Raw genomic sequence first — 26,208 nt, 5'->3', positions numbered from 1 at the left:
GATTTGAGATAGAAGACGGCTTAAATTCTGAATGTGCTGCTTTATCAGGCAAATGATGCTGTTTTTTTCAGACGAAAACCAACCTCAGCGCCGCGAAACTATGTGTGATAAAATAACATCACTTATCCAGCGGAGAATTTTCATGACAAACATGACGTCGCAGCAAATTTTGATTCAGGCCGAAAAGATGTGCCTGCAGCGCGGTGTGCGTCTGACTTCGCAGCGTGCTGAAGTGTTGCGCCTGATGGCCGAGCAGCCTGGCTCGATCAGCGCCTACGATCTGCTGGATCAACTCCGGGTCAGCGAGCCACAGGCCAAGCCACCCACGGTTTACCGGGCGCTCGATTTCCTGCTGGAGCAGGGTTTCATTCATCGGGTGGAATCCAACAACAGCTACGTCATGTGTCACCATTTTGAGGCACCAGCACATACATCGGTGATGCTGGTCTGTGACCGCTGTGCCGCCGTTACAGAGAAGCAGGCGCAGGGCGTAGAGAAGATTATTGCTGGTCTGGCAGGTGAAGCGCAGTTTGCATTACGCCACAGCGTGATTGAAGCGCATGGTTTATGTGAAAATTGTGCTGCGGTTGAAGCCTGTACGCACCATGAAAGCTGCGAGCATGACCATCAGGATGAGGGTAAAAAGCGGGGGAAACGCGGGTAATCGGCACATCCTTGTGCGGTTCCGGTGAGGGCCCACCGGAACGCATTCAGCTGATTATCAAGCTATTGTCTGATTACCAGCGGTGATCTTTGTTCTGACCTTCCCAGGCGGTTACTTCGCGCTCGGCTTCATCTTTGGTAGAGCCGTAACGCTCCTGGATTTTGCCGACCAGCTGATCGCGTTTACCTTCGATAACCTGCATATCATCGTCGGTCAGCTTGCCCCATTTCTCTTTCATTTTGCCTTTGAACTGCTTCCAGTTGCCGCTTGCTTCGTCTTTATTCATGGCAGACCTCCAACCCTCGGGTTTTAATGATTATCTTGCTACTTAACAAAATAACGATACAAAGCGCTGGTTAACTGCGCTGCATAGAGTTAATTGTAGTAGCCAATTTATTAACCGTGGAATAATACAGAATAATCCGTATCGGCTTGCGTGCAGCCACGGCTGACTCAGGCATCGAACCAGCTGTTCTGACGCCAGTGCTTACGCCAGATGAGCCACAGCGACAGGCCGCGCAGCGCCAGGAAAACCGTGACTGCCAGCCAAAGACCATGGTTACCCAGCACCGGTACGCTAAGCAGCGTCAGAAAATAGCCTGCTGCGGCAACTACCATGCTGTTACGCATCTCACGCCCGCGCGTCGCTCCGATGAACATGCCATCCAGCAGATAACACCAGACGCCGATCAGCGGCATTATCATCTGCCAGACCAGATAGCGGTCCGCTGTCTGCTGGAGTGACTGAAGAGAGGTCAGCAGGGTAACGATCTGCGGGCCAAAAATGGCATAGATCAGCGAGAAGAACAGCGCCACCACTACCGCCTGCCGACAGGCAGAGTGCCAGACGCGCAGGAGCTTGCTGCCATCTTTTGCACCATGCGCCTCACCCGCAAAAGCTTCAACCGCATAGGCAAAGCCATCCAGCGCGTAAGCCGTAAAAGTGATGAACATCAGTAATACTGCGTTAACCGCCACCACATCCGGACCCAGCCGGGCACCCAGTACGGTCAGCGAGGCGAAACAGAGCTGCAGCATCAGAGAGCGCAGCATGATGTCCCGGTTCAGTCGCAGCAGCCGGCCGCTGTCACCGCGCCAGCTCTGCTTCAGCAGGCTAAGCGTAATTCCGCGCAGTTTTAACACCCGCCAGACCATGATGCTGCCGACAACCAGCGTAATGTATTCCGCCAGCGCCGTGGCGGTTGCCGCCCCCGCGACACCCCAGTGCAGCCCCATCACCAGCCAGAGATCGAGCACGATGTTAACCAGGTTGCCCACCACCAGCAGGATCACCGGCGCGCGTGCATACTGCACGCCCAGCAGCCAGCCCAGAATGACCAGGTTTGCCAGCGTGGCAGGCGCACTGAGCCAGCGAATCTGAATAAACAGTGCCGCCTGTTCGAGTACATCGGGATTGCCGCCAACCAGATGGGTCGACAGCTGAATAATCGGATAACGCAAAGCGATGAACAGTACGCCCGCCAGCAGCGCAATGATCAGCGGCTGAGTCAGCGCGCGTGCCAGCGCCATTTTATCGCCAGCGCCAAATGCCTGCGCCGTAAGGCCAGTGGTACTCATTCGAAGGAAAAGCAGCAGCATAAAGAGGAAGCTGGTCACTGTAGTCCCGACCGCAACCCCGCCAAGATAGACAGGGCTGTCGAGATGACCAATTACTGCAGTATCGACCACTCCCAGTAAGGGAACGGTGATATTTGAAAGGATCATCGGCAGCGCAAGCCGCCAGAGATTTTTATCGGTTGCCGTAATAAAGCGCATTCGCCGTTCCGTGCTCAGTGTCGCTGCGCAAAAGAGGCAGCGACAAAATTAGGGCAGACAGAATAGCATCAGAGAAGGCGAATGCACGCTGGCAGAAGAATCAGAGCCACTCGCCGTTGCGCACCACGCCAACAGCCAGACCTTCTATGGTCAGTGACTGCGCACGGGTATCGACAACAATCGGGTCAAAATCGCTGTTTTCCGGCAGCAGATGCACGATAGCACCCTGCTTTTTCCAGCGCTTAACGGTGACTTCATCATCAATGCGGGCAACCACAACCTGGCCGTTACGCACATCCTGGGTTTTATGCACCGCGAGCAGGTCGCCATCCATAATCCCGATATCTTTCATCGACATTCCGCTGACGCGCAGCAGGAAGTCAGCAGACGGCTTAAACAGGCCCGGATCGACCTTGTAGTGGGTTTCGATATGTTCCTGCGCCATGATCGGCTCACCGGCAGCAACCCGGCCAATCAGCGGTAGCCCTTCTGAGGCTTCTTCTTCCATTAACAGTCGAATGCCGCGCGATGCACCGGAAACGATCTCGATGACGCCTTTGCGCGCCAGCGCTTTCAGATGCTCTTCTGCCGCGTTCGGCGAACGGAAGCCCAGCTGCGCGGCGATCTCGGCACGCGTAGGCGGCATGCCCGTTGAAGAAATATGGTCGCGAATCAGGTCATAGACCTGCTGCTGCCTGCTGGTTAATGCTTTCATCCCGCCCCCTGGTTGTTTATACAGTCGCTGTGAGTATATACAGGTATTGGTGAAATGGAAACCGATTGTCAGGGAAAACGCGCCCTCAGACGCGTTATGGAAGGCTTATCGCAAATGTGTCCAGAGCAGCGCGATCCAGACGAAGAGTGCCAGTAAGATGCTGATCAGCACCGCCGCCGAGCCCATGTCTTTTGCCCGGCCCGCCAGCGGATGATGCTCCTGACCGATGCGGTCGACCACTGCTTCAATGGCGCTATTGAGGATTTCAACAATGACCACCAGCACCACCGCCCCAATCATGAGGATGCGGGAGACCACATCGACATCCAGCCAGCACGCGATAACAATAGCGGCCAGCGCAGCCAGCGCTTCCTGCCGAAACGCCGCTTCATGTTGCCAGGCGGCACGCAGTCCCTGCCATGAGTAACCTGCAGCTTTTACTATTCTGATAAGTCCGGTGGCATTATTTGCCATGATGTGGGAACCCTTTCATCGGATTGACGTCAATGTCTGGGCTGCGTGCAATTGGCACCACCACAGATCTTCGCTGCGCTTTCTGGTATGCTTGCGGCGCTTTGCTAACAAGAGGCTTCATGTTGTCTATGTCAGGTTGGCGTAAACTCTATTACAAATTGCTTAATTTACCACTGTCGTTTTTGGTAAAAAGTAAGGCCATTCCGGCCGATCCCGTGTCTGAACATGGTCTGGATCCGACCCGACCTATTATGTATGTTTTGCCTTACGATTCGAAGGCCGACTTACTGACTTTACGCGCACAGTGTCTGCGGCATCATCTGCCCGACCCGCTCACTCCGCTGGAGATTGATGGTTCTCTGCTGCCGCGCCACGTCTTTATCCACAATGGCCCTCGCGTCTTCCCCTATTTTGTGCCCAGCGTTGAATCCGTGAAAATTTTTCACGATTACCTGGACCTGCATCGCAATAACCCTAAGCTGGATATTCAGATGCTGCCGGTCACGGTGATGTTTGGCCGCGCACCAGGACGTGAAGTCCAGGGCGAAGCAACGCCACACCTGCGGGTGCTGAACGGGGTGCAGAAGTTCTTTGCGGTGATCTGGCACGGGCGCGACAGTTTTGTCCGCTTCTCGCCGACGGTGTCGCTGCGCCGCATGGCAACTGAACACGGTACGGATCAGTCGATCGCCCAGAAGCTGGCTCGCGTGGCGCGCATTCATTTTGCCCGCCAGCGGCTGGCGGCGATTGGCCCGCGCTTGCCGGCGCGTCAGGATCTGTTTACTCGTCTGCTGCAATCCAAAGCGATTGAAAAAGCAGTAGAAGATGAAGCTCGTAGCAAAAAAATCTCCCATGAGAAAGCGCAGCAGAATGCCGTCGAGATGATGGAGGAGATTGCGGCAAACTTCTCCTATGAAGCCATCCGCGTAACTGACCGCGTGATGGGCTGGCTCTGGAGTCGGCTCTATCAGGGCATCAACGTCAATGGCGGAGAAAAAGTTCGCCAGCTGGCGCAGGATGGCCACGAGATTGTCTATGTGCCGTGCCATCGCAGCCACATGGATTATCTGCTGCTCTCCTATGTGCTCTATCATCAGGGTCTGGTGCCGCCGCACATCGCAGCCGGTATCAATCTCAACTTCTGGCCAGCCGGCCCGATTTTCCGTCGCCTGGGCGCTTTCTTTATTCGTCGTACCTTTAAAGGCAACAAGCTCTACGCCACGGTATTCCGCGAATATCTCGGCGAGCTATTCACCCGCGGCTATTCGGTTGAGTACTTTGTCGAAGGAGGCCGTTCACGAACCGGTCGCCTGCTGGACCCTAAAACGGGCACCTTAGCCATGACGCTGCAGGCGATGCTGCGCGGCGGAAATCGCCCCATCACGCTGGTGCCGATCTATATCGGCTATGAGCACGTGATGGAAGTGGGCACTTACGCTAAAGAGCTGCGCGGCGCGGCGAAAGAGAAAGAGGGCTTCATGCAGATGGTGCGCGGCTTACGCAAGCTGCGCAATCTCGGTCAGGGTTACGTGAACTTTGGCGAACCCCTGCCGCTGGTCAACTATATCAATAAGCGGGTGCCGGAATGGCGCGATGCCATCGATCCGATTGAGCCACAGCGTCCCAGCTGGTTAACCCCAACCGTCAACGATATTGCTGCCAGCCTGATGGTGCGTATCAATGAAGCGGGCGCGGCTAACGCCATGAACCTCTGTGTCACCGCCCTGCTGGCGTCACGTCAGCGCTCACTAACCCGTGAACAGCTGATTGAACAACTGGAGTGCTACACCCAGTTGCTGCGCAACGTGCCTTACTCGCCAAATGCGACCGTACCCGATCTTTCAGCGGAAGCGCTGCTGGATCACGCCATGGGTATGAATAAGTTTGAGAGTGAAAAGGACAGCATTGGCGACATCATCATTCTGCCGCGTGAGCAGGCGGTGCTGATGACCTACTATCGCAACAATATTCATCACATGCTGGTGATGCCGTCGCTGATTGCCGCCATTGTTCAGCAACATCAGACACTGAGCGAAGCAGAACTGCTGCGTCAGGTGAGCCTGATCTACCCGATGCTGAAGAGTGAGCTGTTCCTGCGCTGGCAGACCGATGAGCTGCCACAACTGCTGACCGAACTGAGTCAGGAGCTGGCGCGTCAGGGCCTGATTACGCTCGAAGCCGGCGAATTGCGCTTTTCCTCAGCGCGCTATCGCACGCTGCAACTGCTGGCCGCCGGTGTGCGTGAAACACTGCAGCGCTATGCTATTACGTTCTCCATTCTCAGCGCCAAGCCGACGATTAACCGCGGCACGCTGGAGAAAGAGAGCCGGACGCTGGCACAGCGTCTGTCGGTGCTGCACGGTATCAATGCCCCGGAATTCTTCGACAAAGCGGTCTTTACCTCACTGGTCCTGACCCTGCGCGATGAAGGGTATATCAGCGACAGCGGTGATGCCGATGTTGCGCAGACCCTGGCGACCTGGCATATGCTGGCAGACCTGGTCACCAGCGATGTCCGCATGACGATTGAAACCGCTGTGGCGCACGACTGACCCCAGCGCGCACAGTAAAAAGGCGACCTCATGAGGTCGCCTTTTTTATAGGCCAGGTCTGGTCCGATTCGCTGTAAGACGGTGCCTGCTCAGGGAACATGGTCAGATCGGAAAGACGCAAAAGCGTCATCCCTGACTGCTCGGCCCGCGCCGTCCCTGCCGCGGGACGCTTTCCTCTTCTGCCCATGTTCCCTGCGCGTTGAGCTCATCCATTGCTGCCAGATTCATCCTCATCAGGTTTCGCGACCTCCCGGATCGCCTTTTTATGTCTGGAAACTCTCTATCAGAACAGCTGGCTGAACGGCGGGGTGTTCATCAGTACACCGAGGAACAGCACCATTCCGACATAGTTGTTATTGAGAAAAGCCTGGAAACAGGGTTGCCGCTCGCGTCCGGCGATCAGCTTCTGTTGATAAACAAACAGCGCGGCGGCCAGTAATAGCGTCCAGTAGAAGGCGCTGTTCAGATGCAGCATGAGGCCAACCAGCGCCATCAGCAGCAGCGTCGCCAATTGCAGCAGACCAATGATTAGCTTGTCGAAACGGCCAAAGAGAATCGCGGTCGACTTCACGCCAATCTTCAGGTCATCATCCCGGTCCACCATCGCATACTGGGTGTCATAGGCGACCGTCCAGCAGATGTTGGCGATGAATACCAGCCAGCAGACCAGAGGTAAGGACTCACTAACTGCGGACCATGCCATGGGAATGGCCCAGCCAAAGGCGGCACCCAGCACTACCTGCGGCAGGTGGGTATAACGCTTCATAAAGGGATAGACCCAGGCCAGCGCCAGCCCCACCACTGAGAGCATAATCGTCATCATGTTCATGGTCAGCACCAGCGCAAAAGCCGCCAGAGCCAGGATCACGAACAGCAGCTTAGCCTCTTTTGCACTCACCGCGCCGCTGGCCAGTGGCCGATGCTTCGTGCGTTCGACATGACCGTCTACTTTGCGATCGGCGTAGTCATTGATCACACAACCAGCTGCACGCATCACGATGACCCCGGCAACAAACACCGCCAGCACCGGCAGCGGCGGGATCGCCATGTCAGCCAGCCATAATGCCCAGAGCGTTGGCCACATCAGCAGCAGCGTACCGATCGGCTTATCGATACGCATCAGGCGCGTGTAGGCCCGCCATTTATTTATACTTAAGCTATTTTGCACCACAGGATCCTCAGACCAGATCGCGATAGAGCGGCGATGCCGGTAAAAACAGTTCAGTCAGCAGCAGCGGTTTGCCAGAGAGACGCAGGCGTGAGCGCCGTCCCCACAATCGCTCCACCTGCCCCGGCTCAATAAAATCACGGGTCAGCGTTGAAGAGGAGAAGAGATAGCGACCCAGCGGCCGGGTGCCCAGCTGCTGCAGCATCGCTTCTGGCCCGTTGAGGGTGCTTTCCGGCACCAGCGTACGGCCAGCCAGCCAGGGCTGATCGTCGCCGAACAGCAACACTTCGCGCAGCCAGAAGCGTTGATCGTCTGGCAACAAGCCCTTTTCATCATCCAACTCGCTGGCGTCGATAAAGCCTTCACGCAGCGGCTGAACCGTGACCCGCTGGCAATGTTGTTCAAAACGGCGCGTCATTGAATCTTCCTCCATCAGCCAGTCGAGCAATGGCGGCGCAAGGGTTGCCTGCGACGGAGAAAGCCAGTTGAGTGCACGTAATAAGCTGAGCGCGTCTTGCGACATAGCACCACTCCCAATAATTTTCAGGACGCTAGTTTAGCGCAGAGACGCGATGCGAACACCTGCCGTCATGACAGACGGCAGGGAGATTACTCGCGTTTCAGGCGGTTGCTGTTTGCCAGCCACAGAGTGATTACCAGAATCAGAATCGCCGCAGAGTAACAGAGCGTATCGAAGGGGTTTTTATGGTCGACGATAATCAGGCGGATAATTGCCGTGATACCGATATAGACAAAATAGCGCAGCGGAAAGTGATATCCCGACTGAAAGTACTTAACAATCAACGCAATAAATTCGAAGTAGAGGAAATAAATGACAATCCCCTCAATCAACAGATAGGAGGATGACTGCTCGCTGGTGTTAAACAGCACGTTTGCCAGATGGATAGTTTCTTTGCCTAAAAAGACGATCAGGATGATCGCCAGACTCAGCAGACCCAGATTCAGCACCCATTGCAGTACCGTTGCAAGGTGGCGGGCCAAAGGATTTTTGTCACTCATGTTGCGCCTTAAAAAAGGAGTTGTTAGCGCGCGGTATCATGCGCGAGTGTGACGCAAATCACAATAACTCCTCAGGCCTCCACATCAACACAGAGCGCATCGTAACGCCAGTATTCACAGTCGCAATCAATCACCTCTTTTTGCTGGTTGCGATTGATGCGGGTGATCAACAAACCAGGGCTGCCCGGTGCCACATTCAGCATGGGTGCGGCGACCTCCGGCAGCGGGCCGGGCAGGATGGTGAAGCGCGCGCCGCCGTAACGAATGCCGTAGCGCTGGTCATAGAGATCGGTCAGTGAGCGGGTCAAATCTTCATCAAGCAGACCAGGGAAAAAACGCGGATTGAGGTAGTGTTCAACATAGAGCACCGCACGCCCGTCGATGCGCCGCAAACGGCGGATGCAGTACACCGCCGAACCGGATGCCAGCCGCAGCGCCGTCGCCACGCTGTCGTGCGCCGCGACCTGTTCGGCGGCGATGACCTCGGTGGCCGCCTGCCGTCCCTGCTCCATTGCCATGGCATGAAAGTGGCTGTGATGCAGCGGGTTATAGATCAGCCGCGGCGGTGCGATAAACCAGCCGCGACGCAGTTCCCGGTAGATCATTCCCTGGGCTTCCAGCTTGCCCAGTGCTTCCCGCAGGGTAATCCGGGTCGTGCTGAATGCTTCGCTTAAGGCACGCTCCGCCGGCAGTCGCCCGGCGCTGAACTCTCCGGCCTGAATGCGCGTCAGCAGGACGCTGGCGATCGCATCCGCCGTTTTGAGTGCTATCGACTCCACAACAGTAGCCTCATTTTGGTGCGACTCCGCACTCTTACTGTTCAGGTAAACGCGCCTGTGACAGGCGAACGGGTCACATCTTTCATCGCCCATCCCCCGCACAGCGCCGCCCTGTCATAAATCGTTCATATACAGGGGCTACATTGGCTCGGTTCTTGCTGGACTAGACCAGCCAGGCCCATCAACTTACACCCGGAGCAACTGAGATGAAAGCGTTTATCGCCTCTGTAGTAGCCAGTGCTGTAGTGCTCACCCTGCCCGTTGCGCAGGCCGCCGATAACGACCTTGCCGCACTGGAAAAAGCGGCACGCAGTGAAGGCCAGGTCAACAGCGTCGGGATGCCGGATAGCTGGGCTAACTGGAAAGATACCTGGAACGACATCAGCAGCAAATATGGCCTTAAGCACAGCGATACCGATATGTCATCGGCGCAGGAGCTGGCGAAATTCGATGCAGAAAAAGAGAACGCCAGCGCTGACATCGGTGACGTGGGTGCCGCCTTTGGCCCGATCGCTGTCGCTAAAGGTGTGACCCAGCCCTATAAACCCACTCACTGGGATCAGATTCCGGCCTGGGCTAAAGATAAAGATGGCCACTGGGCGCTGGCCTATACCGGCACCATCGCCTTTCTGATCGACAAGCAGCAGGTTAAAGATATCCCCCATAGCTGGGCCGATCTGAAAAAAGGTAAGTATGTGGTTACTATCGGTGACGTCGGCGTGGCAGCTCAGGCGGCTAACGGCGTACTGGCGGCAAACTACGCCTTAGGCGGCGATGAGAAGAACCTGAAACCGGCGCTGGCTTTCTTTGCCGATCTGGCTAAACAGGGTCGTCTTGGCGTTACCGATCCGGTGATTGCCAATATCGAAAAAGGCGAAGTGCAGATGGCGGTGGTGTGGGACTTTAACGCCCTTAACTACCGGGACCAGATCGACAAAAACCGCTACGAAGTGGTTATCCCGTCTGATGGCTCCGTGACCTCCGGCTACACCACCGTCATCAACAAATATGCGAAACACCCTAACGCCGCAAAACTGACGCGCGAATATATCTTCTCAGACCAGGGACAGATCAATCTGGCGAAGGGCTATGCCCGTCCGATTCGTGCCGAGCATCTGACGCTGCCAGCGGACGTTCAGGCTCGCCTGCTGCCGCAATCTGAATATAAAAATGCCCGTCCGGTGAAGGATCAGGCTGCCTGGGATAAATCGTCGAAAATGCTGCCACGCCTGTGGCAGGAAAACGTCATCATCAACATGCAGCAGTAATTCGCGGCAGGGAGAACGGAATGAAGACCATCCTGGTAGTGCTGGACGGCCTGAGCAATCAGGTCGCACAACATGCAATGGGTTACCTGCATGCCGAATGTTCGCAGGGCAACGGGTTTTATTACCGTATGACCTGTGAATTACCCTCGCTGTCACGCCCGCTTTATGAGTGCATTCTGACCGGTGTTCCGCCGGTCAGAAGCGGCATTATTCATAATGGCGTCAGTCGGTTAAGTCGCGAGCGTAGCATCTTTCACTTTGCGCGAGCGGCGGGACTGACGACTGCGGCGGCGGCCTACCACTGGGTGAGTGAGCTTTATAACCGAACGCCGTTCGTTCCGGCGCGCGATCGTCACACTGACGCGCCGGACCTGCCCATTCAGTATGGCCATTTTTATTCTGATGATAGCTATCCCGACTCGCATCTGTTTGAAGATGCAGAGAGCCTGCGGCTGCGTCACGATCCCGATTTTCTGCTAATCCACCCGATGAATATCGACGATGCCGGTCATAAATCGGGCCTCTCCTCGCCACAGTACCGCAACCGGGCACGCATCGCCGACGGCCTGCTGTCGCAGTGGATGCCCTTGTGGCTGGCTGAGGGCTATCAGGTGATGGTGACCGCCGATCACGGCATGAATGACGATCGCTCCCACGGCGGCATTCTGCCGGAAGAGACCACGGTGCCGCTGTTTGTCTTTGGCCGGGCTTTCTCGCTGCAGCCTGACCTGGCACCGCAGCAGACCGATCTGTGCGGCACGCTGTGTGAACTGCTTGAGGTGGCGCATGACAAGCCGGTCTGTCGCGGCCTGCTGGCGGAGTCGAAGAGATGAGAGGAAAAGGAGTCGCGCTGCTGCTGCTGTTACCGTTCACCCTGTTCTGGGTCGCCTTTCAGCTGGCACCGCTGTTGTGGATCGCCATTAACAGCTTCTGGAGTGAGATGAACAGCCAGTGGGGCTGGGATAACTATCAGGACATTCTCACCTCGCCCTTCTACCAGCAGGCGTTTCGTTTTTCGCTGGATATCTCACTCTGGTCAAGCGTCTACGGCTTACTGATTGCACTGGTCACCGGCTATTCACTGCATCAGCTCGGCGGCGGACGACTGCAGCGCTTTCTCATCGCTTTTACCAATATGACCAGCAACTTTGCCGGTGTCCCGCTGGCGTTTGCCTTTGTGATTCTGCTGGGGCTGAACGGCTGCCTGACATTGCTGTTGCGCCATTATGGTCTGGTTGAGAGCTTCAGACTCTTCTCGCGCAACGGCATGGTGCTGGTCTACACCTGGTTCCAGATCCCGCTGGGCGTGCTGCTGCTCTACCCGGCGTTCGACGGGCTGAAAAAAGAGTGGCAGGAGTCCGCTGCGCTGCTGGGTGCCAGCCGCTGGCACTACTGGTGGCATATCGGCCTGCCGATTCTGTTTCCGGCGCTGCTCGGGACCTTTGTGATCCTGCTGGCAAATGCACTGGGCGCTTACGCCACGATTTATGCCCTGACCACGGGTAATTTCAACGTGGTGCCGGTGCGCATTGCCGCGCTGGTCTCCGGCGATATCTCGCTGGATCCCAACACCGGTAGTGCGCTGGCGATGCTGCTGGTGGCGATTATGGCGCTGATCACCCTGGTGCAGCAATATCTGGTGCGCCGTAGCTATCTCAATGCGAAACAGCCATGAAAGGAGCCGCCATGTCACGTGCTGAGCACCTCTATCACCGGATAATGGTCGGGTTACTCTTTACCCTGCTGGCACTGCCTTTACTGGCCACACTGCTTTATGCACTGTCGTCCGACTGGAGTAACACCATTCTGCCACAGGGCTATAGCCTGAAGTGGTTCATCCAGCTCTGGAGCGACCCGCGATTTCTGACGGCGCTGGGCCATTCGCTGCTGATTTGCCTGGGTGCGCTGCTGTTCTCGCTGTTGCTGGTGCTGCCTGCCATGTTTGTAATCGCTTACTATTTTCCTCGACTGGATGCGGTGATGAACGTCCTGATCCTGATGCCTTTCGCCGTGCCGCCGGTGGTGTCGTCAGTGGGATTACTGCAACTCTACTCTTCGTCACCGCTGATGCTGACCGGCACGCCGTGGATCTTAATCGGCTGTTATTTCACTATCGCGTTACCCTTTATCTACCGGGCGCTGGCGAACAATATGCAGGCGATCAACCTCAAAGAGCTGATTGATGCCGCGCAGTTGCTGGGTGCCAGCACCTGGCAGGCGGCGCTGTGGGTCGTGCTGCCCAACCTGCGCAAAGGGATGCTGATTGCCGTGCTGCTCTCTTTCTCCTTCCTGATTGGCGAATTTGTCTTCGCTAACCTGCTGGTCGGCAACCGCTATGAAACCCTGCAGGTTTACCTCTTCAACATGCGTAACGGCAGCGGTCACTTCACCAGCGCGCTGGTGATCTCCTACTTCTTTGTGGTGCTGCTGGTTACCTGGCTGGCCAACGCCCTGAATCCCGAACGAGGCTGAATATGAGTTACCTTGAGGTCAGAGAGCTGAACAAGTCCTATGGACCCACGCCCATTTTTGAGCAGATCGATTTCAGCGCCGCTGAAGGGGAATTTGTCACCCTGCTCGGCCCCAGCGGCTGCGGTAAATCGACGCTGCTGCGTTGTCTGGCGGGATTAACCGGCGTCGACAGCGGTGAAATCAGGCTGGAGGGCAAAGATATCGTGCCGCTGGCCCCGCAGAAGCGCGCCATCGGTATGGTGTTTCAGAGCTATGCGCTGTTTCCCAACATGACGGTAGAGAAGAACGTCGCATTTGGCCTGAAGATGCAGAAACTGCCCGAAGCGCAGATTCGCCAGAGGGTGCTGGAGGTGCTGGAGCTGGTTGAACTCAATGATTATGCGCGCCGTTATCCGCACCAGTTGTCAGGCGGGCAGTGTCAGCGCGTGGCACTGGCACGTTCGCTGGTGACGCGTCCGCGTCTGCTGCTGCTGGATGAACCGCTGTCGGCGCTGGATGCGCGTATTCGCCGCCATCTGCGCGATCAAATCCGGCGCATCCAGCGCGAGCTGAATCTCACCACCCTGTTCGTCACCCACGATCAGGAGGAGGCGCTGACGCTATCCGATCGTATCGTGCTGATGAACCGGGGCAAAATCGTGCAGAATGGCGATGCCGAAGCGCTCTATACCCAACCGGTCGATCTCTTCGCCGCCGGATTTATTGGCAACTACAACCTGCTGAGCGCTGAGCAGGCGACGCGACTGACCGGTCAGCCTTTCCACAGCCAGGTGGCCATTCGCCCGGAATCAATGCTGTTCACCGCGCCGGGCCAGGGCATTCCTGCGGAAATCCTCAGCCACAGCCTGCTGGGCAACGTGATCCGCTATCGTATCCGGGCGCATGATGTGGAACTTTCGGTTGATGTGCTTAACCGATCGGCGGCGGATTTGCATCCCGCTGGCAGGAAGATTGGTCTACAATTGGAGATGTCGACTTTGCGCCAGGTGGCTTAAAACACAGGAAAAAATCACGCATAGCACGGCAATCCCCTTCACAGATTGCTCTCTTCCGTCAGGCTGGCAGTCTGTGCTTTGAGCCTGACATTCGAGGAGCGACACCACGTGTTAACCCTGCTTAATTTACTCTCTGCGGTGGCCCTGCTGGTCTGGGGCACGCATATCGTACGAACCGGCATCATGCGGGTCTACGGTGCCGATCTGCGCCGCGTCCTGAGTCGCAGCATAGAAAAAAAACCGATGGCGTTTCTGGCGGGCATTGGCGTGACCACGCTGGTGCAGAGCAGCAACGCCACCACGCTGCTGGTGACCTCTTTTGTGGCGCAGAATCTGGTCAGCCTGACGCCCGCGCTGGTGGTGATTCTTGGTGCGGATGTCGGCACCGCGATTATGGCGCGTATCCTGACGTTTGATCTCTCCTGGCTCTCACCGCTGTTTATCTTCTTTGGCGTGGTGTTCTTCCTCAGCCGCAAGCAGACCCGTGCGGGTCAGTTAGGCCGGGCCAGTATCGGCCTGGGCCTGATATTGCTGGCGCTGCAGCTGATTGTCGAAGCGGCTCGCCCGATTACCCAGGCCGCCGGTGTCCAGGTGCTTTTCTCCAGCCTGACCGGCGACGTGATGCTCGATGCGCTGCTGGGTGCGGTGTTCGCCATCATCAGCTACTCCAGCCTGGCCGCGGTGCTGATCACCGCGACGCTCACCGCCACCGGCGTGATTTCGTTTAAGGTGGCGCTCTGTCTGGTGATTGGTGCCAATCTCGGTAGCGGCCTGCTGGCGATGATCAACGCCAGCGGCTCGAATGCTGCGGGCAAGCGCGTGGCGCTCGGCAGCCTGCTGTTCAAGCTGATCGGCTGTGTGTTCATCCTGCCGTTTGTCGATATTGTGGCGGAGTGGCTGGATAAGCTGCCGGTCAACGATGAAGAGTTAGTGATTTTCTTCCATGTGTTTTACAACCTGATCCGCTGCGTGGCGATGGTGCCGTTTGCTGACCTGATGGCGCGCCTCTGTCGCCGTATGATCGCCGACGACGTGGATAACGCGCTGCACCTTAAGCCGAAGCACCTCGATCGCAGCGCACTGGATACGCCGGCGCTGGCGCTGGTGAATGCCGCCCGCGAAGCGTTACGCATGGGCGACGTGCTGGAGCAGATGCTGGAGGCGTTTAATAAGGTGGTACATGGCGAATCCCGCGAGGAACGCACGGTGCGCAGGCTGGATGATGATGTCGATGTGCTCTATACCGCCATCAAACTCTATCTGGCGCGGATGCCAAAAGAGGACCTCCCCGAAGAGGACTCGCGTCGCTGGGGCGAAATCATTGAAATGTCACTAAATCTGGAGCAGGCCGGGGACATCATTGAGCGGATGAGCGGCGATGTCGCTGACAAGTCACTGGCAGCGGGCCGCGCGTTCTCTGCCGAGGGATTAAAAGAGCTGCAGGAGCTGCATGAGCTGCTGATCGCTAACCTCAGAATGAGTCTGTCGGTGTTTCTGTCACACGATATCACCAGCGCTAAACGTCTGCGTCGCGCTAAACATCGCTTCCGTCTGATGATCCGCCGCTACTCTCATGCGCATGTTGACCGCCTGCACCAGAAGAACGTGCAGAGTATTGAGACCAGTTCGCTGCATCTCGGTTTACTGGGCGACATGAAGCGCCTGAATTCACTGTTTTGTAGTGTGGCCTACACGGTGCTGGAACAGCCCGACGATGAACGTGACTATGAATAAAACTGAGCGGAGTGAATAACCTGCCGCGCCGGAGCGGCGATCGTCCGGCGCGGCAGCAGTGAGATGCGGCGCAGTGTAATAATGCGCCGCCACTGTTACTTCTTCTTAATCGGCTTTCCTGACCAGTAACCCGCCAGCAGTGAACCTGACAGGTTGTGCCACACCGAGAACAGCGCGCCTGGCAATGCCGCCAGCGGTGAGAAGTAGAGTTTGCCCAGCGTCGCCGCCAGACCGGAGTTTTGCATGCCGACCTCCAGCGCCAGGGTACGGCAGGTTGACTCATCGAAGCCAAACAGCTTACCGCCCCAGTAGCCGCCAAGCAGGCCAATCGCGTTATGCAGGATCACCGCCGCGATCACCATCAGACCCACCGATCCAATAAAGGCCTGACTGCCCGCTACCACCGCACTGATGATCAGCAGAATACAGACCATCGAAAACGCAGGAAGCCAGGGTTCCACCCGGCGAACCACGCTGTTCATGCTGTGATGGATGATCAGTCCCAGGGAGATGGGGATCACGACGATCTTCACGATGCTCAGCAGCATGCCAGCCACATCAACCTGAATGTGGGTATCAACATAAAAGCGGGTTAACAGCGGCGTGGCGAACACACCCACCAGCGCAGAGACTGACGAGATGGTCACCGACAGCGCCACATCCCCCTTCGCCAGATAGATCATGACGTTGCTGGCGGTGCCGCTGGCAACTGAGCCGACCAGAATCATACCGGCAGCCAGATCGGGCGGCATATGAAACAGTTTTGCCAGTCCCCAGGCGGCTAACGGCATCACCAGATAGTGCAGAAAGGTTCCGGCAATCACCGGCGCAGGTCGGGTCAGGACCCGTTTAAAATCGTCGATATTCAGGGTCACACCCATGCCGAACATAATCAGCATCAGCAGATAAGTGACCCAGGGTCCGATGCCGAGAAACGTACCTGGAGAGTAATAAGCGGCGACAGACAACAGCACGGCCCAGAGCGGGAACAGGCGGGTTAACGTGGCGAGCATAGCCAGACTTCCTTATAAGAATGTTATGTTTTATGCAGATTTGCCATAGAGAGTCATCATGCAGGAACGACTGCCGTGACGAAGGCGGGATCATAACATTTCATTATCATGGCGTAAGGCGAAGATGGGGCGAGGCGGCAAAATGCGGATCGACTGCTGCCGATCCGCTGCATATCGAAGAAATTACGCTGCTTTTTCCTCTAAACCGCGGTAGATCAAACCACCAATCACGGCACCGATAATCGGCATTAACCAGAACATCCACAGCTGAGAGATCGCCCAGTCACCCTGGAACAGGGCTGCAGCGGTGCTGCGTGCCGGGTTAACCGAGGTATTGGTTACCGGAATGCTGATCAGGTGGATCAGGGTTAACGCCAGGCCGATCGCAATAGGTGCAAAGCCTTTCGGCGCGCGTTCGCTGGTGGCACCCATAATCACAATCAGGAAGATAGCGGTCATCACCCCTTCGGCGATCATGCCTGACTGCAGGCTGAAGCCGCCCGGCGAGTGTTCACTGTAACCATTCGCCGCAAAGCCGCTGGCCGCTGCACTGAAGTCGCCTTTACCGCTGGCGATCAGATAGAGCACCGCGCCAGCGGCAATGCCGCCTGCCAGCTGCGCGATGATGTAAGGAATGGCCTGAGACGCGGGAAAACGTCCGCCTGCCACTAATCCCAGGGTCACCGCCGGGTTAAAGTGCCCGCCTGAGATGTGACCGACCGCATACGCCATGACCAGCACGCTCAGCCCGAAAGCCAGCGCCACGCCCATGAAGCCAATGCCCAGCTCCGGGAACGCAGCTGACAGCACGGCACTACCACAACCGCCGGCCACCAGCACGAAGGTACCCAGCGCCTCTGCGACTAACCTTTTCATGATATTTCCTAAATTTGGGTGAATTGATTCAGCGGCGGGATTATAAATCTGCGGAAAGGGATAGCAATGCAGGTGCACGAAATGCGCAGAGAAAGGGGTTGCCATTTGGCAATAACAGGAAGTAATTTTATGAATTAACAGGATTTATCGGAAGTCGCGTGGCAGGGAGTAATGAAGGAGATATGAACCTTTTTTGCCGCTTTTCAGGCCGCGCTGACGCGGCCTGAATGGCAGAGAAGTTTACTCGAACAGATTACGATGCAGCGTACGTACCACGCTTTCCGCATCGTTGCCCGGTACCAGGAAGCAGAGGTTGTAGCTGCTGGCACCGTAGCAAATCATCCGCAGGTTGAACGGGTCGAGCACACCAAACACCTCTTTGCCGACGCCGCACGCTTTTGACAGCTGGTTGCCGATAATCGCCACCAGCGCCAGATCTTCTTCCACTTCAACCCGGCACAGCGACGAGAGTTCAGTCAGTAAAGCCTGGGTCAGCAGGCTGGCACTGGTTGAGGTCGATCCGGTGGTGTCGAGCGTAAGCGCCACGCTCACTTCGGAGGTGGTGATCAGGTCAACCGAGACGTTATGACGCGCCAGAATATTGAAGAGTTCAGCAAGAAAACCAAACGTATGCAGCATGTTAAGGCTGTGCAGCGTTAGCAGCGTCTGCTTACGGCGTAGCGCCAGCGCACGAAACAGCGGCGGGTTGCGGGTTTCATTGCAGACGCGGGTCCCACCGGCTGCCGGATCCTTACTGGAACCGACGAATACCGGAATACCCCGGCGTACAGCGGGAAGCAGCGTCGCCGGGTGCAGCACTTTCGCGCCGAACGTCGCCATTTCAGCGGCTTCTTCAAAAGTAATTTCATCAATACGCTTCGCCGTCGGCACCACGCGCGGATCGGTGGTGTAGATGCCTGGCACATCCGTCCAGATATCCACACGCGCCGCATTCAGCGCTTCGCCCAGCAGCGCGGCGGTGTAATCACTGCCGCCGCGACCCAGGGTGGTGGTGCGCCCTTCGCTTTCACTGCCAATGAAACCCTGAGTAATGACTAATGCCTGCTCAATGCGCGGCTGTAACTGCGCCGTCGCCTGCTCCGCCAGCACCTGTACATCCGGTACTGCCCGGCCAAAATGATCGTCGGTACGCATTACCTTGCGGACATCGAACCACTCCGCATTAACCTGGCGTTCACGCAGAATTTCCACAAACAGCAGTGATGACATCAGCTCACCGTGGCTGACCAGTTCATCGGTCAGGGCATTCGAGGTGGCCAGTGAGGCGGCTTCGGAAAGCATGCTGATATTGTCGATCATCCGATCAATTTCATCGCGGATCACTTCCGGACGCTGCAGGCGATCAACAATGGCGTACTGGATACGGCGGATATCATCAAGCAGCACAGCGCGCTGGGGAGCCTGCTGGCCTTCAGCCAGCGCAACCAGCAGATTAGTAATGCCCGCCGAAGCAGAGAGCACCACCAGACGCGTGCTGGCGTCCTGCAACACCACATCGGCGCTGCGGTTCATCGCTTCAAAATCGGCTACGCTGGTGCCGCCGAATTTTGCCACTATCAGTGTTTGAGACATGTAGGACCTCGTGTCAGGTTATCTTGTTCTCGCCGATGAAAGGGTCGAGAAACATTCTTTCAGCCAGGCACAAGGAAAGAGCAGAAACGGGCGGACAAGATCGGATAGACGAGTCACCCAGAAGCGCCCCACCTTGCGAAACGTCGACTGCAGACGTTTCTGGTGACAACCCAGAGGATTCAGCCCCTGTAGCCGACAGGCAGCACACCGCGTGCTGACCCACCTCGGCGTCGCTCCCCATCATGTGTTTTCACCGGATACGGTTCCTCCAACACACTGCCTGGGCGACGCGCCTCTTCTGGCTTGCGCACAGGTGCGCAAGTAGGCGCATAGATCTAGCCTTTTCTGGACCTGCTGTCAATGTCAGCGATGCCCGGAGCGCCGCATCAGAAAACAAATGACTCTGCGTCGCAGCGGCTACAGTGCTTAATGGGTTCAGCCCATGCAGCAATCCCTGATACGGCACAACGTTTTGCGCAGACTTTCGCGTCACACTTTACCGCGCGTTGCCTCTGCGGTCGGCTGGCTGTTCGCGCCAGTGAATGCTGGCGATAAACAGCGGCGTTCAGATCGCCTGTCCGGCGCGCGCTGACAAAATTTTTCCTTTCAGTTACAACTGTGGTCATACTGAAACGCTAAACGGGCATGATGTGCCTCCGATGGAATGACGGTTCTTAATATCAACAAGAGTGTTGCCATGAAAAATATCAATCCGACACAAACCGCAGCCTGGAAAGCGCTGCAACAGCATTTTGAGCAGATGAAGTCGGTAGAAATTGCCGATCTGTTCGCCCAGGATGCCGATCGTTTTGCCAAATTCTCTGCCACCTTTGATGATCAGATGCTGGTGGATTTCTCCAAAAACCGCATCACCCAGGAAACCCTCGATAAGTTACAGGCGCTGGCCAAAGAGACCGACCTGAGCGGTGCCATTAAGTCTATGTTCTCGGGTGAGAAGATTAACCGCACCGAAGATCGTGCGGTGCTGCACGTCGCGCTGCGTAACCGGAGTAACACGCCGATTCTGGTGGATGGCAAAGATGTGATGCCAGAGGTCAACGCGGTGCTGGATAAGATGAAAGGCTTCTCTGAGCGCATCATCAGCGGCGAATGGAAAGGCTATACCGGTAAAGCGATCACCGACGTGGTGAATATCGGTATCGGCGGCTCTGACCTCGGCCCGTTTATGGTGACTGAAGCGCTGCGCCCGTACAAAAACCATCTGAACATGCATTTTGTCTCTAACGTTGACGGCACCCACATCGCCGAAACGCTGAAAGACCTCAGCCCGGAAACCACCCTGTTCCTGGTGGCATCGAAAACCTTCACCACCCAGGAAACCATGACCAACGCCCACAGCGCGCGCGACTGGTTCCTGAAAACGGCAGGCGACCAGCAGCACGTAGCGAAACACTTTGCTGCGCTGTCGACCAATGCCAAAGCGGTGGGCGAATTCGGTATCGACACCAACAACATGTTTGAATTCTGGGACTGGGTTGGCGGCCGTTATTCACTGTGGTCAGCGATCGGCCTGTCGATCATTCTCTCGATTGGTTTCGATAACTTCGAGCAGCTGCTGAGCGGCGCACATGCCATGGACCAGCACTTCGCCTCTGCGCCGGCTGAGCAGAACCTGCCGGTGCTGCTGGCGCTGATTGGCATCTGGTACAACAATTTCTTTGGTGCTGAAACCGAAGCGATTCTGCCTTACGACCAGTACATGCACCGCTTCGCCGCCTATTTCCAGCAGGGCAATATGGAGTCAAACGGCAAGTATGTGGATCGTGACGGTCATCCGGTGGACTACCAGACTGGCCCAATCATCTGGGGCGAACCTGGCACCAACGGTCAGCACGCGTTTTATCAGCTGATCCACCAGGGTACCAAGCTGGTTCCGTGCGACTTTATTGCGCCGGCCATTACCCATAATGCGCTCGCGGATCACCATCCGAAGCTGCTCTCTAACTTCTTTGCCCAGACTGAAGCGCTGGCGTTTGGTAAGTCACGCGACGTTGTAGAGAAAGAGTTTACCGATGCCGGTAAATCTGCAGAGTCTGTGGCCCATATCGTGCCGTTCAAGGTGTTTGAAGGTAACCGCCCGACTAACTCCATTCTGCTGCGTGAGATTACCCCTTACAGCCTGGGCGCACTGATTGCCCTGTATGAGCACAAAATCTTCACTCAGGGTGCCATCCTGAATATCTTCACTTTCGATCAGTGGGGTGTGGAATTAGGTAAGCAGCTGGCGAACCGTATTCTGCCGGAACTGGAAAATGAGGACGAAGTTACCACTCACGACAGCTCCACTAATGCCTTAATTAACCGCTATAAATCCTGGCGTTAATCGGCGTTAATTTCATCGGGCGGCCACTTTGCCGCCCTTTTTTTGTCTGTTTTTACATCTGAATGGGCTGTTTATATCGTCGGAGAGCATGGGTTGTCAGGGAAAAGTCTTAAAATAACCTAAGATAATTCTGAACATCGATACACTGAACGGGCCAGCATAAAGTATAAAATGGTCCTGAAATGGGGCAATCTCTATTATTAGCTATTGATTCATAATCATATTCAGTTTCAGCAATCCTGAGTAAATTCTGATTATTCTTATTCCGTACCAGATATTAATAAAAAAGAACATTCCGCTTTGCAATTGATTCGCCAGTAGCGAAATATCTGGCATCAGCCCGAAATATTCCAATATAAAAAGTAGTTATCCCCAATCCAGCTAATTAAATCACGCGCCCACCCCGCTATTCACCCTGGTTTTTCCGGTGCTGAACTCTGGTATTTTGTTGCCCTATACTGAACGCGCCCGCAATGGGACTGTCTGTCGATTTTGCCGCAGTCTGACTGCGTTGCAACCTCAGCGGACAGAGATCCTTCATTCACTCAATGCAGGAAACGCTGTTATGAAAAAAACTATGGTTGCCGGTGCAGCCTTGATCTTCGTTGCCGTCTCTTCCAGCGCATTTGCTGCGCCGGAAGAAGCTGGTACCGCAGCTGGCGCGCAGGCGGGAGCAATCTCTGCTGGCACGTCGACCGCTGTGGGTATCGGTGCACTTGGCGCGCTGGTCGGGCTCGGCATTGCCGCTTCTGGCGGTGGTGACGGTGCAAATACCGGTACAACAACCACGACCACGACGAGCACCACTCGTTGATGGATGCCCGACCCCCGTCTGATTGCTGATCTGCAGCAAACGGGCAGAGGCTGAACCACTGACTTCGGTGAGTGAGGACGCTGAGCCACGTAACCTGTATTTCTGCAGCCGGAACGGGACGGGCAGAGCACCTTTAAACATAACCACACGCCTGTGTGGTTATTTTTTACTTTGGCATGACTTATCAGGGACACACAGTGCGCCAACTTCCTCTGCTGCTCGCTTGCCTGCTGCTGCAGGCCTGTACACAAACGCAAAAAGGTCTTGAACAGACTCTGCTGCTTGCGGTTAACGGTCCGGACGACGTGACCGTTACCGATCAACAGGTCAACAATCTTCCCTATGCCAGTCTCTATGCTCGCCTGAATGAAGGTCCGCGCATTTTTGTAGTGCTCGGCTACAACGAGAAAGGTCAGCAAAAATGGGTGACACAGGATCAGGCGATGCTGGTGACACAGCATGGCCGCCTGGTTAAAACCCTGGGCTTGCCGGATAACCTGCTGAGCGTCAGCAATCTGCAACAGGATCCGCTCGCTGACAGCCTGCATATCAGCAACGGCGCAGGCTGGACCCGCATCGTGCAGTGGACCGAACAGGGCAAGGTTCGCGGCGCGACTGTGCGTTCAACCTTCCAGCGCGGCACCGACGAAGTCCTGACCGTGGCGGGCAACCGCATTCCGTGCCGCGTCTGGCATGAGCAGGTGAGCATCGACAGCAGTAACCGCGAGTGGGAAAACACCTTCTGGATCGATAACAGCAGCGGCGATGTGGTGCAGGCCCATCAGATGCTGGCGGCAGACGCCTTCCCTGTAGATATCACTATTCTGAAGCCGGCGAAATCATGAAAAAAATCACTTTTTTGCTGGCCGGGCTGAGCCTGTTCAGCGCCGCAGAAGCGCAGGCAACTGCGCAGGTTATCGTTCATGCACCGCACAACGGCGGTCAGGCTGAGCTGAGCCAGGTCGCGGATCTCTCCCAGCTGGTGACTCTGCCTCCACTGCAGGTCAACACTGACTGGCGTGCGACCTTTATTGCCGAGCGCGGCGCCAGCGCAGTGGCACAGCAGCACTATCAACAGACGCTGGGCGCGTTACGTGCCTGGCGTGCCGACAGCAGCGGCGATCGGGCGGCGGCCATTGATGAAGTGATCCGCCAGCTGAGCGCCATCAAAGTAGCAGGTCGCCAGTTCACGTCGCTCGACCCGGACTGGATCCGTCTGCATCCGGCTGACAACCGTCGGCTGGAAGGCAGCTATGACCTCTATCTGCAGGCCCCCTCAGATTCTGTACTGCTGCTCGGCGCGCTGAGCGGCGCAGGCAAAGTGAGCTGGCAGCCGGGTAAATCAGTACGCGACTATCTGGATGGTCATGACGCACTCTCCGGGGCAGAACGCAATTTTGTCACCGTGATTGCACCTTCAGGCGCCACACAGCAGGTGCCGGTTGCCTACTGGAATCATCGCCACGCGGAAATGGAGCCAGGCAGCATTATCTGGCTCGGCTTTTCGTCATGGAGCCTGCCAGGCAGCTATGAAGACCTTAATGAACGCATCCTTTCCGTACTGACTCACCGGATACCAGACTGATGAAAAAACGTTATCTCTTCAGCCTGTTGGCTGTTTCCGTGGCGGCAGCCTGTCAGGCGCAGGCTGACACCTGGCCCGAGCCGGTGGGCCCTTCACAATCCGATTTCGGCGGCGTGGGTCTGATGCAGGTGCCGACGGCGCGCATGGCCAAAGAGGGCGAGTTCAGCCTCAACGCGCGCGACAACGATCAGTACCGATACTACTCCGCGTCACTGCAGCTCTTTCCCTGGCTGGAGACCACTGTGCGGTATACCGACGTGCGCACCCGTCAGTACAGTGCGGTCTCAGAATTCAGCGGCACGCAGAGCTATAAAGATAAAGCCTTCGACCTGAAACTCCGTCTGTGGCAGGAGGGCTTCTGGCTGCCGGAAGTGGCGGTGGGAACCCGCGATCTGGGCGGTACCGGTCTGTTCGACAGCGAATATCTGGTGGCGACCAAAGCATGGGGACCGTTCGACTTTACCCTGGGGCTTGGCTGGGGCTATCTCGGCAACAGCGGCACCGTGAAGAACCCGTTCTGCTCATACAGCGACAGCTATTGCCAGCGTCCGCAGGTGGGCGAAGCGGGTTCAATCAACGGCTCGCAGATGTTCCACGGCCCGACGGCGCTGTTTGGCGGCGTGGAGTATCAGACGCCCTGGCAGCCGCTGCGCCTTAAAATGGAGTATGAGGGCAACGACTACCAGAATGACTTTGCTGGTCGCCTTGAGCAGCGCAGCAAGCTCAACGTCGGCGCGATTTATCGCGTGACCGACTGGGCTGACATCAACGCCAGCTACGAACGCGGTAACACCTTTATGTTTGGTGTCACCATTCGCACCAACTTCAACGATCTGCGTCAGGCGCACATCGACAGCGAGAAGCCTTCCTACAATCCGCAGCCGCAACCTAAGTTGCTGGAGCCGACGGTGGTGGGCACTCAGCTGACCGATCTGAAATACAATGCCGGTCTCGATGGTCCGCGTATTCAGACTCAGGGTCACACGATCTATGTGTCAGGCGAGCAGACGAAGTATCGCGATACCCGTGAAGGGGTGGATCGTGCGAACCGCATCATCATGAACCACCTGCCTGACGGCATCGACACCATCAATGTCACCGAGTCGCGCTTTAACATGCCACAGGTGACGACTGAGACGCAGGTCGCCAGCCTGCGTAACAATCTGGAAGGCTATCCGCTGGGCCATGAGCAGCCACTGCAACAGACCCGCAAAGAACCGGTCGATCCGGGTACCACTGAGCAGGGGATGTTTATCCGTCAGGATCGCCTGAACTACAGTCTGTCGCCGGTGCTGAATCAGTCGGTGGGCGGCCCGGAAAGCTTCTATATGTATCAGGTCGGCGTAATGGCTAACGCTGATTACTGGCTGACGGATCACCTGCTGGTGGGCGGTAGTCTGTTTGGTAACCTCGCCAACAACTACGACAAGTTCAACTACAACGGCGCACCGGCGGACTCTTCGCTGCCGCGCGTGCGTACCCATATCCGCGACTACGTTGAGAACAACGTCTACGTTAACGATCTGCAGGCGAACTATATGGGCCACCTCGGTAACGGCTTCTATGGTCAGGTTTACGGCGGGTACCTGGAGACGATGTATGGCGGCGTGGGTGGCGAGCTGCTCTATCGTCCGGTCGATGCGAACTGGGCGGTGGGCGTCGATGCCAACTATGTCCGTCAGCGTGACTGGGACAACATGATGCAGTTCAATCGCTACAAAGCCTCAACCGGCAACCTGACGGGTTACTGGCGTCCATGGTTCATGCAGGATGTATTGGTGAAAACCAGCGTCGGTCAGTATCTGGCGAAAGATAAAGGTGTGACGGTCGATGTGTCGAAGCGCTTCGACAGCGGCGTGATGGTGGGTGTCTATGCCACCAAAACCAACGTCTCGTCTGAAGAGTATGGCGAAGGCGACTTCACCAAAGGCTTCTATATCTCCATCCCAATGGATCTGTTCACTGTGACGCCAACGCGCGGTCGCGCGCAGGTGAACTGGGTGCCGCTGACGCGTGATGGCGGTCAGATGCTGGGTCGCAAGTACCAGCTGTATGATCTGACGTCCGATCGCGACGCGCGCTTTAACTAAGCAGATGGCGGCCTCAGGGCCGTTTCATGCGGTTAACAGAAAGCAGGCTCAGGGAGCATACGCCTGAAGCAAAGCATAGCAATGAGATCGCGCCTGCTCAGGGAACCCGGTCAGATCGGAAAGGCGCTAATGCCATCCCTGGCCGCTCGGCCCGCGCCGTCCCTGGCGCGGGACGCTTTCCTCCTCTGACCGGGTTCCCTGCGCGTTGAGTTTCCTCATTGCTGCCAGATTTAACCGGAGCTGGATTTGTCAGCAGTCTGAAGCGGCCCTCAGGCC

At 56.5% G+C, this 26,208-nt stretch carries 24 protein-coding genes and 1 riboswitch; of the genes, 13 read left to right on the top strand and 11 right to left on the bottom strand.

The genetic code is table 11. The features are described from left to right. Positions 1-142 precede the first annotated feature (142 nt). Positions 143-664, top strand: coding sequence for a zinc uptake transcriptional repressor Zur (gene zur, locus PAG01S_RS15095; RefSeq protein ID WP_010252202.1), 522 nt, complete (start codon positions 143-145; stop codon positions 662-664). A gap of 73 nt (positions 665-737) precedes the next feature. Here zur and PAG01S_RS15090 read toward each other — a convergent pair whose 3' ends face one another. From PAG01S_RS15090 to PAG01S_RS15075, 4 genes are all read right to left on the bottom strand, one after another. Continuing rightward, positions 738-950, bottom strand: coding sequence for a CsbD family protein (locus PAG01S_RS15090; protein WP_010672212.1), 213 nt, complete (start codon positions 948-950; stop codon positions 738-740). A 167-nt stretch (positions 951-1,117) separates the two neighbouring features. Beyond that, entirely contained in the window at positions 1,118-2,440 is a 1,323-nt protein-coding gene (gene dinF, locus PAG01S_RS15085; RefSeq protein ID WP_010672211.1) for an MATE family efflux transporter DinF, read from the bottom strand. 100 nt (positions 2,441-2,540) lie between these two features. After that, positions 2,541-3,155: a transcriptional repressor LexA gene (gene lexA / locus PAG01S_RS15080; RefSeq protein ID WP_010252231.1), complete on the bottom strand. Its 615-nt coding sequence runs from the start codon at positions 3,153-3,155 to the stop codon at positions 2,541-2,543. 105 nt (positions 3,156-3,260) lie between these two features. Beyond that, positions 3,261-3,629 (bottom strand): diacylglycerol kinase, encoded by a 369-nt coding sequence (locus tag PAG01S_RS15075; protein ID WP_010252234.1) that lies wholly within the window; start codon positions 3,627-3,629, stop codon positions 3,261-3,263. Between the two features lie 128 nt (positions 3,630-3,757). On the opposite strand from PAG01S_RS15075, the gene plsB reads away from it, so the two are divergent. Then, positions 3,758-6,181: a glycerol-3-phosphate 1-O-acyltransferase PlsB gene (plsB, locus tag PAG01S_RS15070; protein WP_062759335.1), complete on the top strand. Its 2,424-nt coding sequence runs from the start codon at positions 3,758-3,760 to the stop codon at positions 6,179-6,181. Positions 6,182-6,464: 283 nt separating this feature from the next. Here the strand turns inward: plsB and ubiA are convergent, their stop codons facing one another. From ubiA to PAG01S_RS15050, 4 genes are all read right to left on the bottom strand, one after another. Beyond that, the gene (gene ubiA / locus PAG01S_RS15065) at positions 6,465-7,349 is read right to left on the bottom strand and encodes a 4-hydroxybenzoate octaprenyltransferase (RefSeq protein WP_022625214.1); all 885 of its coding nucleotides are present in this window, start codon (positions 7,347-7,349) and stop codon (positions 6,465-6,467) included. A gap of 10 nt (positions 7,350-7,359) precedes the next feature. Next, positions 7,360-7,872, bottom strand: a complete 513-nt coding sequence (gene ubiC, locus PAG01S_RS15060) for a chorismate lyase (protein WP_062759334.1) — start codon at positions 7,870-7,872, stop codon at positions 7,360-7,362. Between the two features lie 86 nt (positions 7,873-7,958). Further along, positions 7,959-8,369 carry a phosphate-starvation-inducible protein PsiE gene (gene psiE, locus PAG01S_RS15055; RefSeq protein ID WP_010252246.1) on the bottom strand — a complete coding sequence of 137 codons (411 nt, stop codon included), beginning with the start codon at positions 8,367-8,369 and terminating at the stop codon, positions 7,959-7,961. Between the two features lie 71 nt (positions 8,370-8,440). Continuing rightward, entirely contained in the window at positions 8,441-9,148 is a 708-nt protein-coding gene (locus tag PAG01S_RS15050; RefSeq protein WP_010672207.1) for a UTRA domain-containing protein, read from the bottom strand. Between the two features lie 206 nt (positions 9,149-9,354). On the opposite strand from PAG01S_RS15050, the gene PAG01S_RS15045 reads away from it, so the two are divergent. From PAG01S_RS15045 to PAG01S_RS15020, 6 genes are all read left to right on the top strand, one after another. Continuing rightward, entirely contained in the window at positions 9,355-10,416 is a 1,062-nt protein-coding gene (locus tag PAG01S_RS15045) for an ABC transporter substrate-binding protein (protein ID WP_010252250.1), read from the top strand. A 20-nt stretch (positions 10,417-10,436) separates the two neighbouring features. Next, the gene (locus tag PAG01S_RS15040; protein ID WP_045140868.1) at positions 10,437-11,249 is read left to right on the top strand and encodes an alkaline phosphatase family protein; all 813 of its coding nucleotides are present in this window, start codon (positions 10,437-10,439) and stop codon (positions 11,247-11,249) included. Next, positions 11,246-12,091 carry an ABC transporter permease gene (locus PAG01S_RS15035; RefSeq protein WP_010252254.1) on the top strand — a complete coding sequence of 282 codons (846 nt, stop codon included), beginning with the start codon at positions 11,246-11,248 and terminating at the stop codon, positions 12,089-12,091. Before PAG01S_RS15040 ends, PAG01S_RS15035 begins: the two co-directional genes overlap by 4 nt. A gap of 11 nt (positions 12,092-12,102) precedes the next feature. Then, on the top strand, positions 12,103-12,888 hold the full coding sequence (locus PAG01S_RS15030) for an ABC transporter permease (protein ID WP_062759333.1): 786 nt from the start codon (positions 12,103-12,105) through the stop codon (positions 12,886-12,888). Positions 12,889-12,890: 2 nt separating this feature from the next. After that, positions 12,891-13,883, top strand: a complete 993-nt coding sequence (locus PAG01S_RS15025; protein ID WP_010252646.1) for an ABC transporter ATP-binding protein — start codon at positions 12,891-12,893, stop codon at positions 13,881-13,883. A gap of 108 nt (positions 13,884-13,991) precedes the next feature. After that, positions 13,992-15,617, top strand: a complete 1,626-nt coding sequence (locus PAG01S_RS15020) for a Na/Pi cotransporter family protein (protein WP_010672204.1) — start codon at positions 13,992-13,994, stop codon at positions 15,615-15,617. 95 nt (positions 15,618-15,712) lie between these two features. On the opposite strand, the gene panS is transcribed toward PAG01S_RS15020, so the two are convergent. The 3 genes from panS to lysC all read right to left on the bottom strand — a co-directional run bounded on the left by panS (position 15,713) and on the right by lysC (position 19,099). Further along, positions 15,713-16,630: a ketopantoate/pantoate/pantothenate transporter PanS gene (panS, locus tag PAG01S_RS15015; protein WP_010252655.1), complete on the bottom strand. Its 918-nt coding sequence runs from the start codon at positions 16,628-16,630 to the stop codon at positions 15,713-15,715. 183 nt (positions 16,631-16,813) lie between these two features. Next, a complete protein-coding gene (aqpZ, locus tag PAG01S_RS15010) occupies positions 16,814-17,506 on the bottom strand; it encodes an aquaporin Z (protein ID WP_062759332.1) in 693 nt (230 codons plus the stop codon). A 240-nt stretch (positions 17,507-17,746) separates the two neighbouring features. Beyond that, the gene (lysC, locus tag PAG01S_RS15005) at positions 17,747-19,099 is read right to left on the bottom strand and encodes a lysine-sensitive aspartokinase 3 (protein ID WP_022625207.1); all 1,353 of its coding nucleotides are present in this window, start codon (positions 19,097-19,099) and stop codon (positions 17,747-17,749) included. A gap of 113 nt (positions 19,100-19,212) precedes the next feature. Next, positions 19,213-19,405: riboswitch (Lysine riboswitch) on the bottom strand. Between the two features lie 391 nt (positions 19,406-19,796). Between lysC and pgi the strand changes: the two genes are divergently transcribed. From pgi to PAG01S_RS14980, 5 genes are all read left to right on the top strand, one after another. Beyond that, the gene (pgi, locus tag PAG01S_RS15000) at positions 19,797-21,443 is read left to right on the top strand and encodes a glucose-6-phosphate isomerase (protein WP_022625205.1); all 1,647 of its coding nucleotides are present in this window, start codon (positions 19,797-19,799) and stop codon (positions 21,441-21,443) included. Positions 21,444-22,008: 565 nt separating this feature from the next. Further along, entirely contained in the window at positions 22,009-22,257 is a 249-nt protein-coding gene (yjbE, locus tag PAG01S_RS14995) for an exopolysaccharide production protein YjbE (RefSeq protein WP_010252668.1), read from the top strand. Positions 22,258-22,454: 197 nt separating this feature from the next. Further along, on the top strand, positions 22,455-23,102 hold the full coding sequence (locus tag PAG01S_RS14990; protein WP_010672200.1) for a YjbF family lipoprotein: 648 nt from the start codon (positions 22,455-22,457) through the stop codon (positions 23,100-23,102). Next, entirely contained in the window at positions 23,099-23,842 is a 744-nt protein-coding gene (locus tag PAG01S_RS14985) for a capsule biosynthesis GfcC family protein (protein ID WP_062759331.1), read from the top strand. Before PAG01S_RS14990 ends, PAG01S_RS14985 begins: the two co-directional genes overlap by 4 nt. Beyond that, positions 23,842-25,932: a YjbH domain-containing protein gene (locus PAG01S_RS14980; protein WP_062759330.1), complete on the top strand. Its 2,091-nt coding sequence runs from the start codon at positions 23,842-23,844 to the stop codon at positions 25,930-25,932. Before PAG01S_RS14985 ends, PAG01S_RS14980 begins: the two co-directional genes overlap by 1 nt. The last annotated feature ends 276 nt before the right edge of the window (positions 25,933-26,208 follow it).

The sequence above is a fragment of the Pantoea agglomerans NBRC 102470 genome (genome assembly GCF_001598475.1).
In the GTDB taxonomy this organism is placed as follows: Bacteria; Pseudomonadota; Gammaproteobacteria; order Enterobacterales; family Enterobacteriaceae; genus Pantoea; species Pantoea agglomerans.
This window is presented reverse-complemented; position numbering and strand designations above follow the sequence as displayed.

What these genes read in the sequence shown, in the direction of transcription:
- pgi (WP_022625205.1), top strand. Translation starts at nt 19,797, where the DNA reads ATGAAAAATATCAATCCGACACAAACCGCAGCCTGGAAAGCGCTGCAA.
- lexA (WP_010252231.1), bottom strand. Translation starts at nt 3,155, where the DNA reads ATGAAAGCATTAACCAGCAGGCAGCAGCAGGTCTATGACCTGATTCGC.
- PAG01S_RS15040 (WP_045140868.1), top strand. Translation starts at nt 10,437, where the DNA reads ATGAAGACCATCCTGGTAGTGCTGGACGGCCTGAGCAATCAGGTCGCA.
- zur (WP_010252202.1), top strand. Translation starts at nt 143, where the DNA reads ATGACAAACATGACGTCGCAGCAAATTTTGATTCAGGCCGAAAAGATG.
- dinF (WP_010672211.1), bottom strand. Translation starts at nt 2,440, where the DNA reads ATGCGCTTTATTACGGCAACCGATAAAAATCTCTGGCGGCTTGCGCTG.
- PAG01S_RS15075 (WP_010252234.1), bottom strand. Translation starts at nt 3,629, where the DNA reads ATGGCAAATAATGCCACCGGACTTATCAGAATAGTAAAAGCTGCAGGT.
- lysC (WP_022625207.1), bottom strand. Translation starts at nt 19,099, where the DNA reads ATGTCTCAAACACTGATAGTGGCAAAATTCGGCGGCACCAGCGTAGCC.
- PAG01S_RS14985 (WP_062759331.1), top strand. Translation starts at nt 23,099, where the DNA reads ATGAAAAAAATCACTTTTTTGCTGGCCGGGCTGAGCCTGTTCAGCGCC.
- PAG01S_RS15030 (WP_062759333.1), top strand. Translation starts at nt 12,103, where the DNA reads ATGTCACGTGCTGAGCACCTCTATCACCGGATAATGGTCGGGTTACTC.
- psiE (WP_010252246.1), bottom strand. Translation starts at nt 8,369, where the DNA reads ATGAGTGACAAAAATCCTTTGGCCCGCCACCTTGCAACGGTACTGCAA.
- PAG01S_RS15090 (WP_010672212.1), bottom strand. Translation starts at nt 950, where the DNA reads ATGAATAAAGACGAAGCAAGCGGCAACTGGAAGCAGTTCAAAGGCAAA.
- PAG01S_RS15045 (WP_010252250.1), top strand. Translation starts at nt 9,355, where the DNA reads ATGAAAGCGTTTATCGCCTCTGTAGTAGCCAGTGCTGTAGTGCTCACC.
- plsB (WP_062759335.1), top strand. Translation starts at nt 3,758, where the DNA reads ATGTCAGGTTGGCGTAAACTCTATTACAAATTGCTTAATTTACCACTG.
- PAG01S_RS14980 (WP_062759330.1), top strand. Translation starts at nt 23,842, where the DNA reads ATGAAAAAACGTTATCTCTTCAGCCTGTTGGCTGTTTCCGTGGCGGCA.
- aqpZ (WP_062759332.1), bottom strand. Translation starts at nt 17,506, where the DNA reads ATGAAAAGGTTAGTCGCAGAGGCGCTGGGTACCTTCGTGCTGGTGGCC.
- panS (WP_010252655.1), bottom strand. Translation starts at nt 16,630, where the DNA reads ATGCTCGCCACGTTAACCCGCCTGTTCCCGCTCTGGGCCGTGCTGTTG.
- yjbE (WP_010252668.1), top strand. Translation starts at nt 22,009, where the DNA reads ATGAAAAAAACTATGGTTGCCGGTGCAGCCTTGATCTTCGTTGCCGTC.
- PAG01S_RS15035 (WP_010252254.1), top strand. Translation starts at nt 11,246, where the DNA reads ATGAGAGGAAAAGGAGTCGCGCTGCTGCTGCTGTTACCGTTCACCCTG.
- PAG01S_RS15025 (WP_010252646.1), top strand. Translation starts at nt 12,891, where the DNA reads ATGAGTTACCTTGAGGTCAGAGAGCTGAACAAGTCCTATGGACCCACG.
- ubiC (WP_062759334.1), bottom strand. Translation starts at nt 7,872, where the DNA reads ATGTCGCAAGACGCGCTCAGCTTATTACGTGCACTCAACTGGCTTTCT.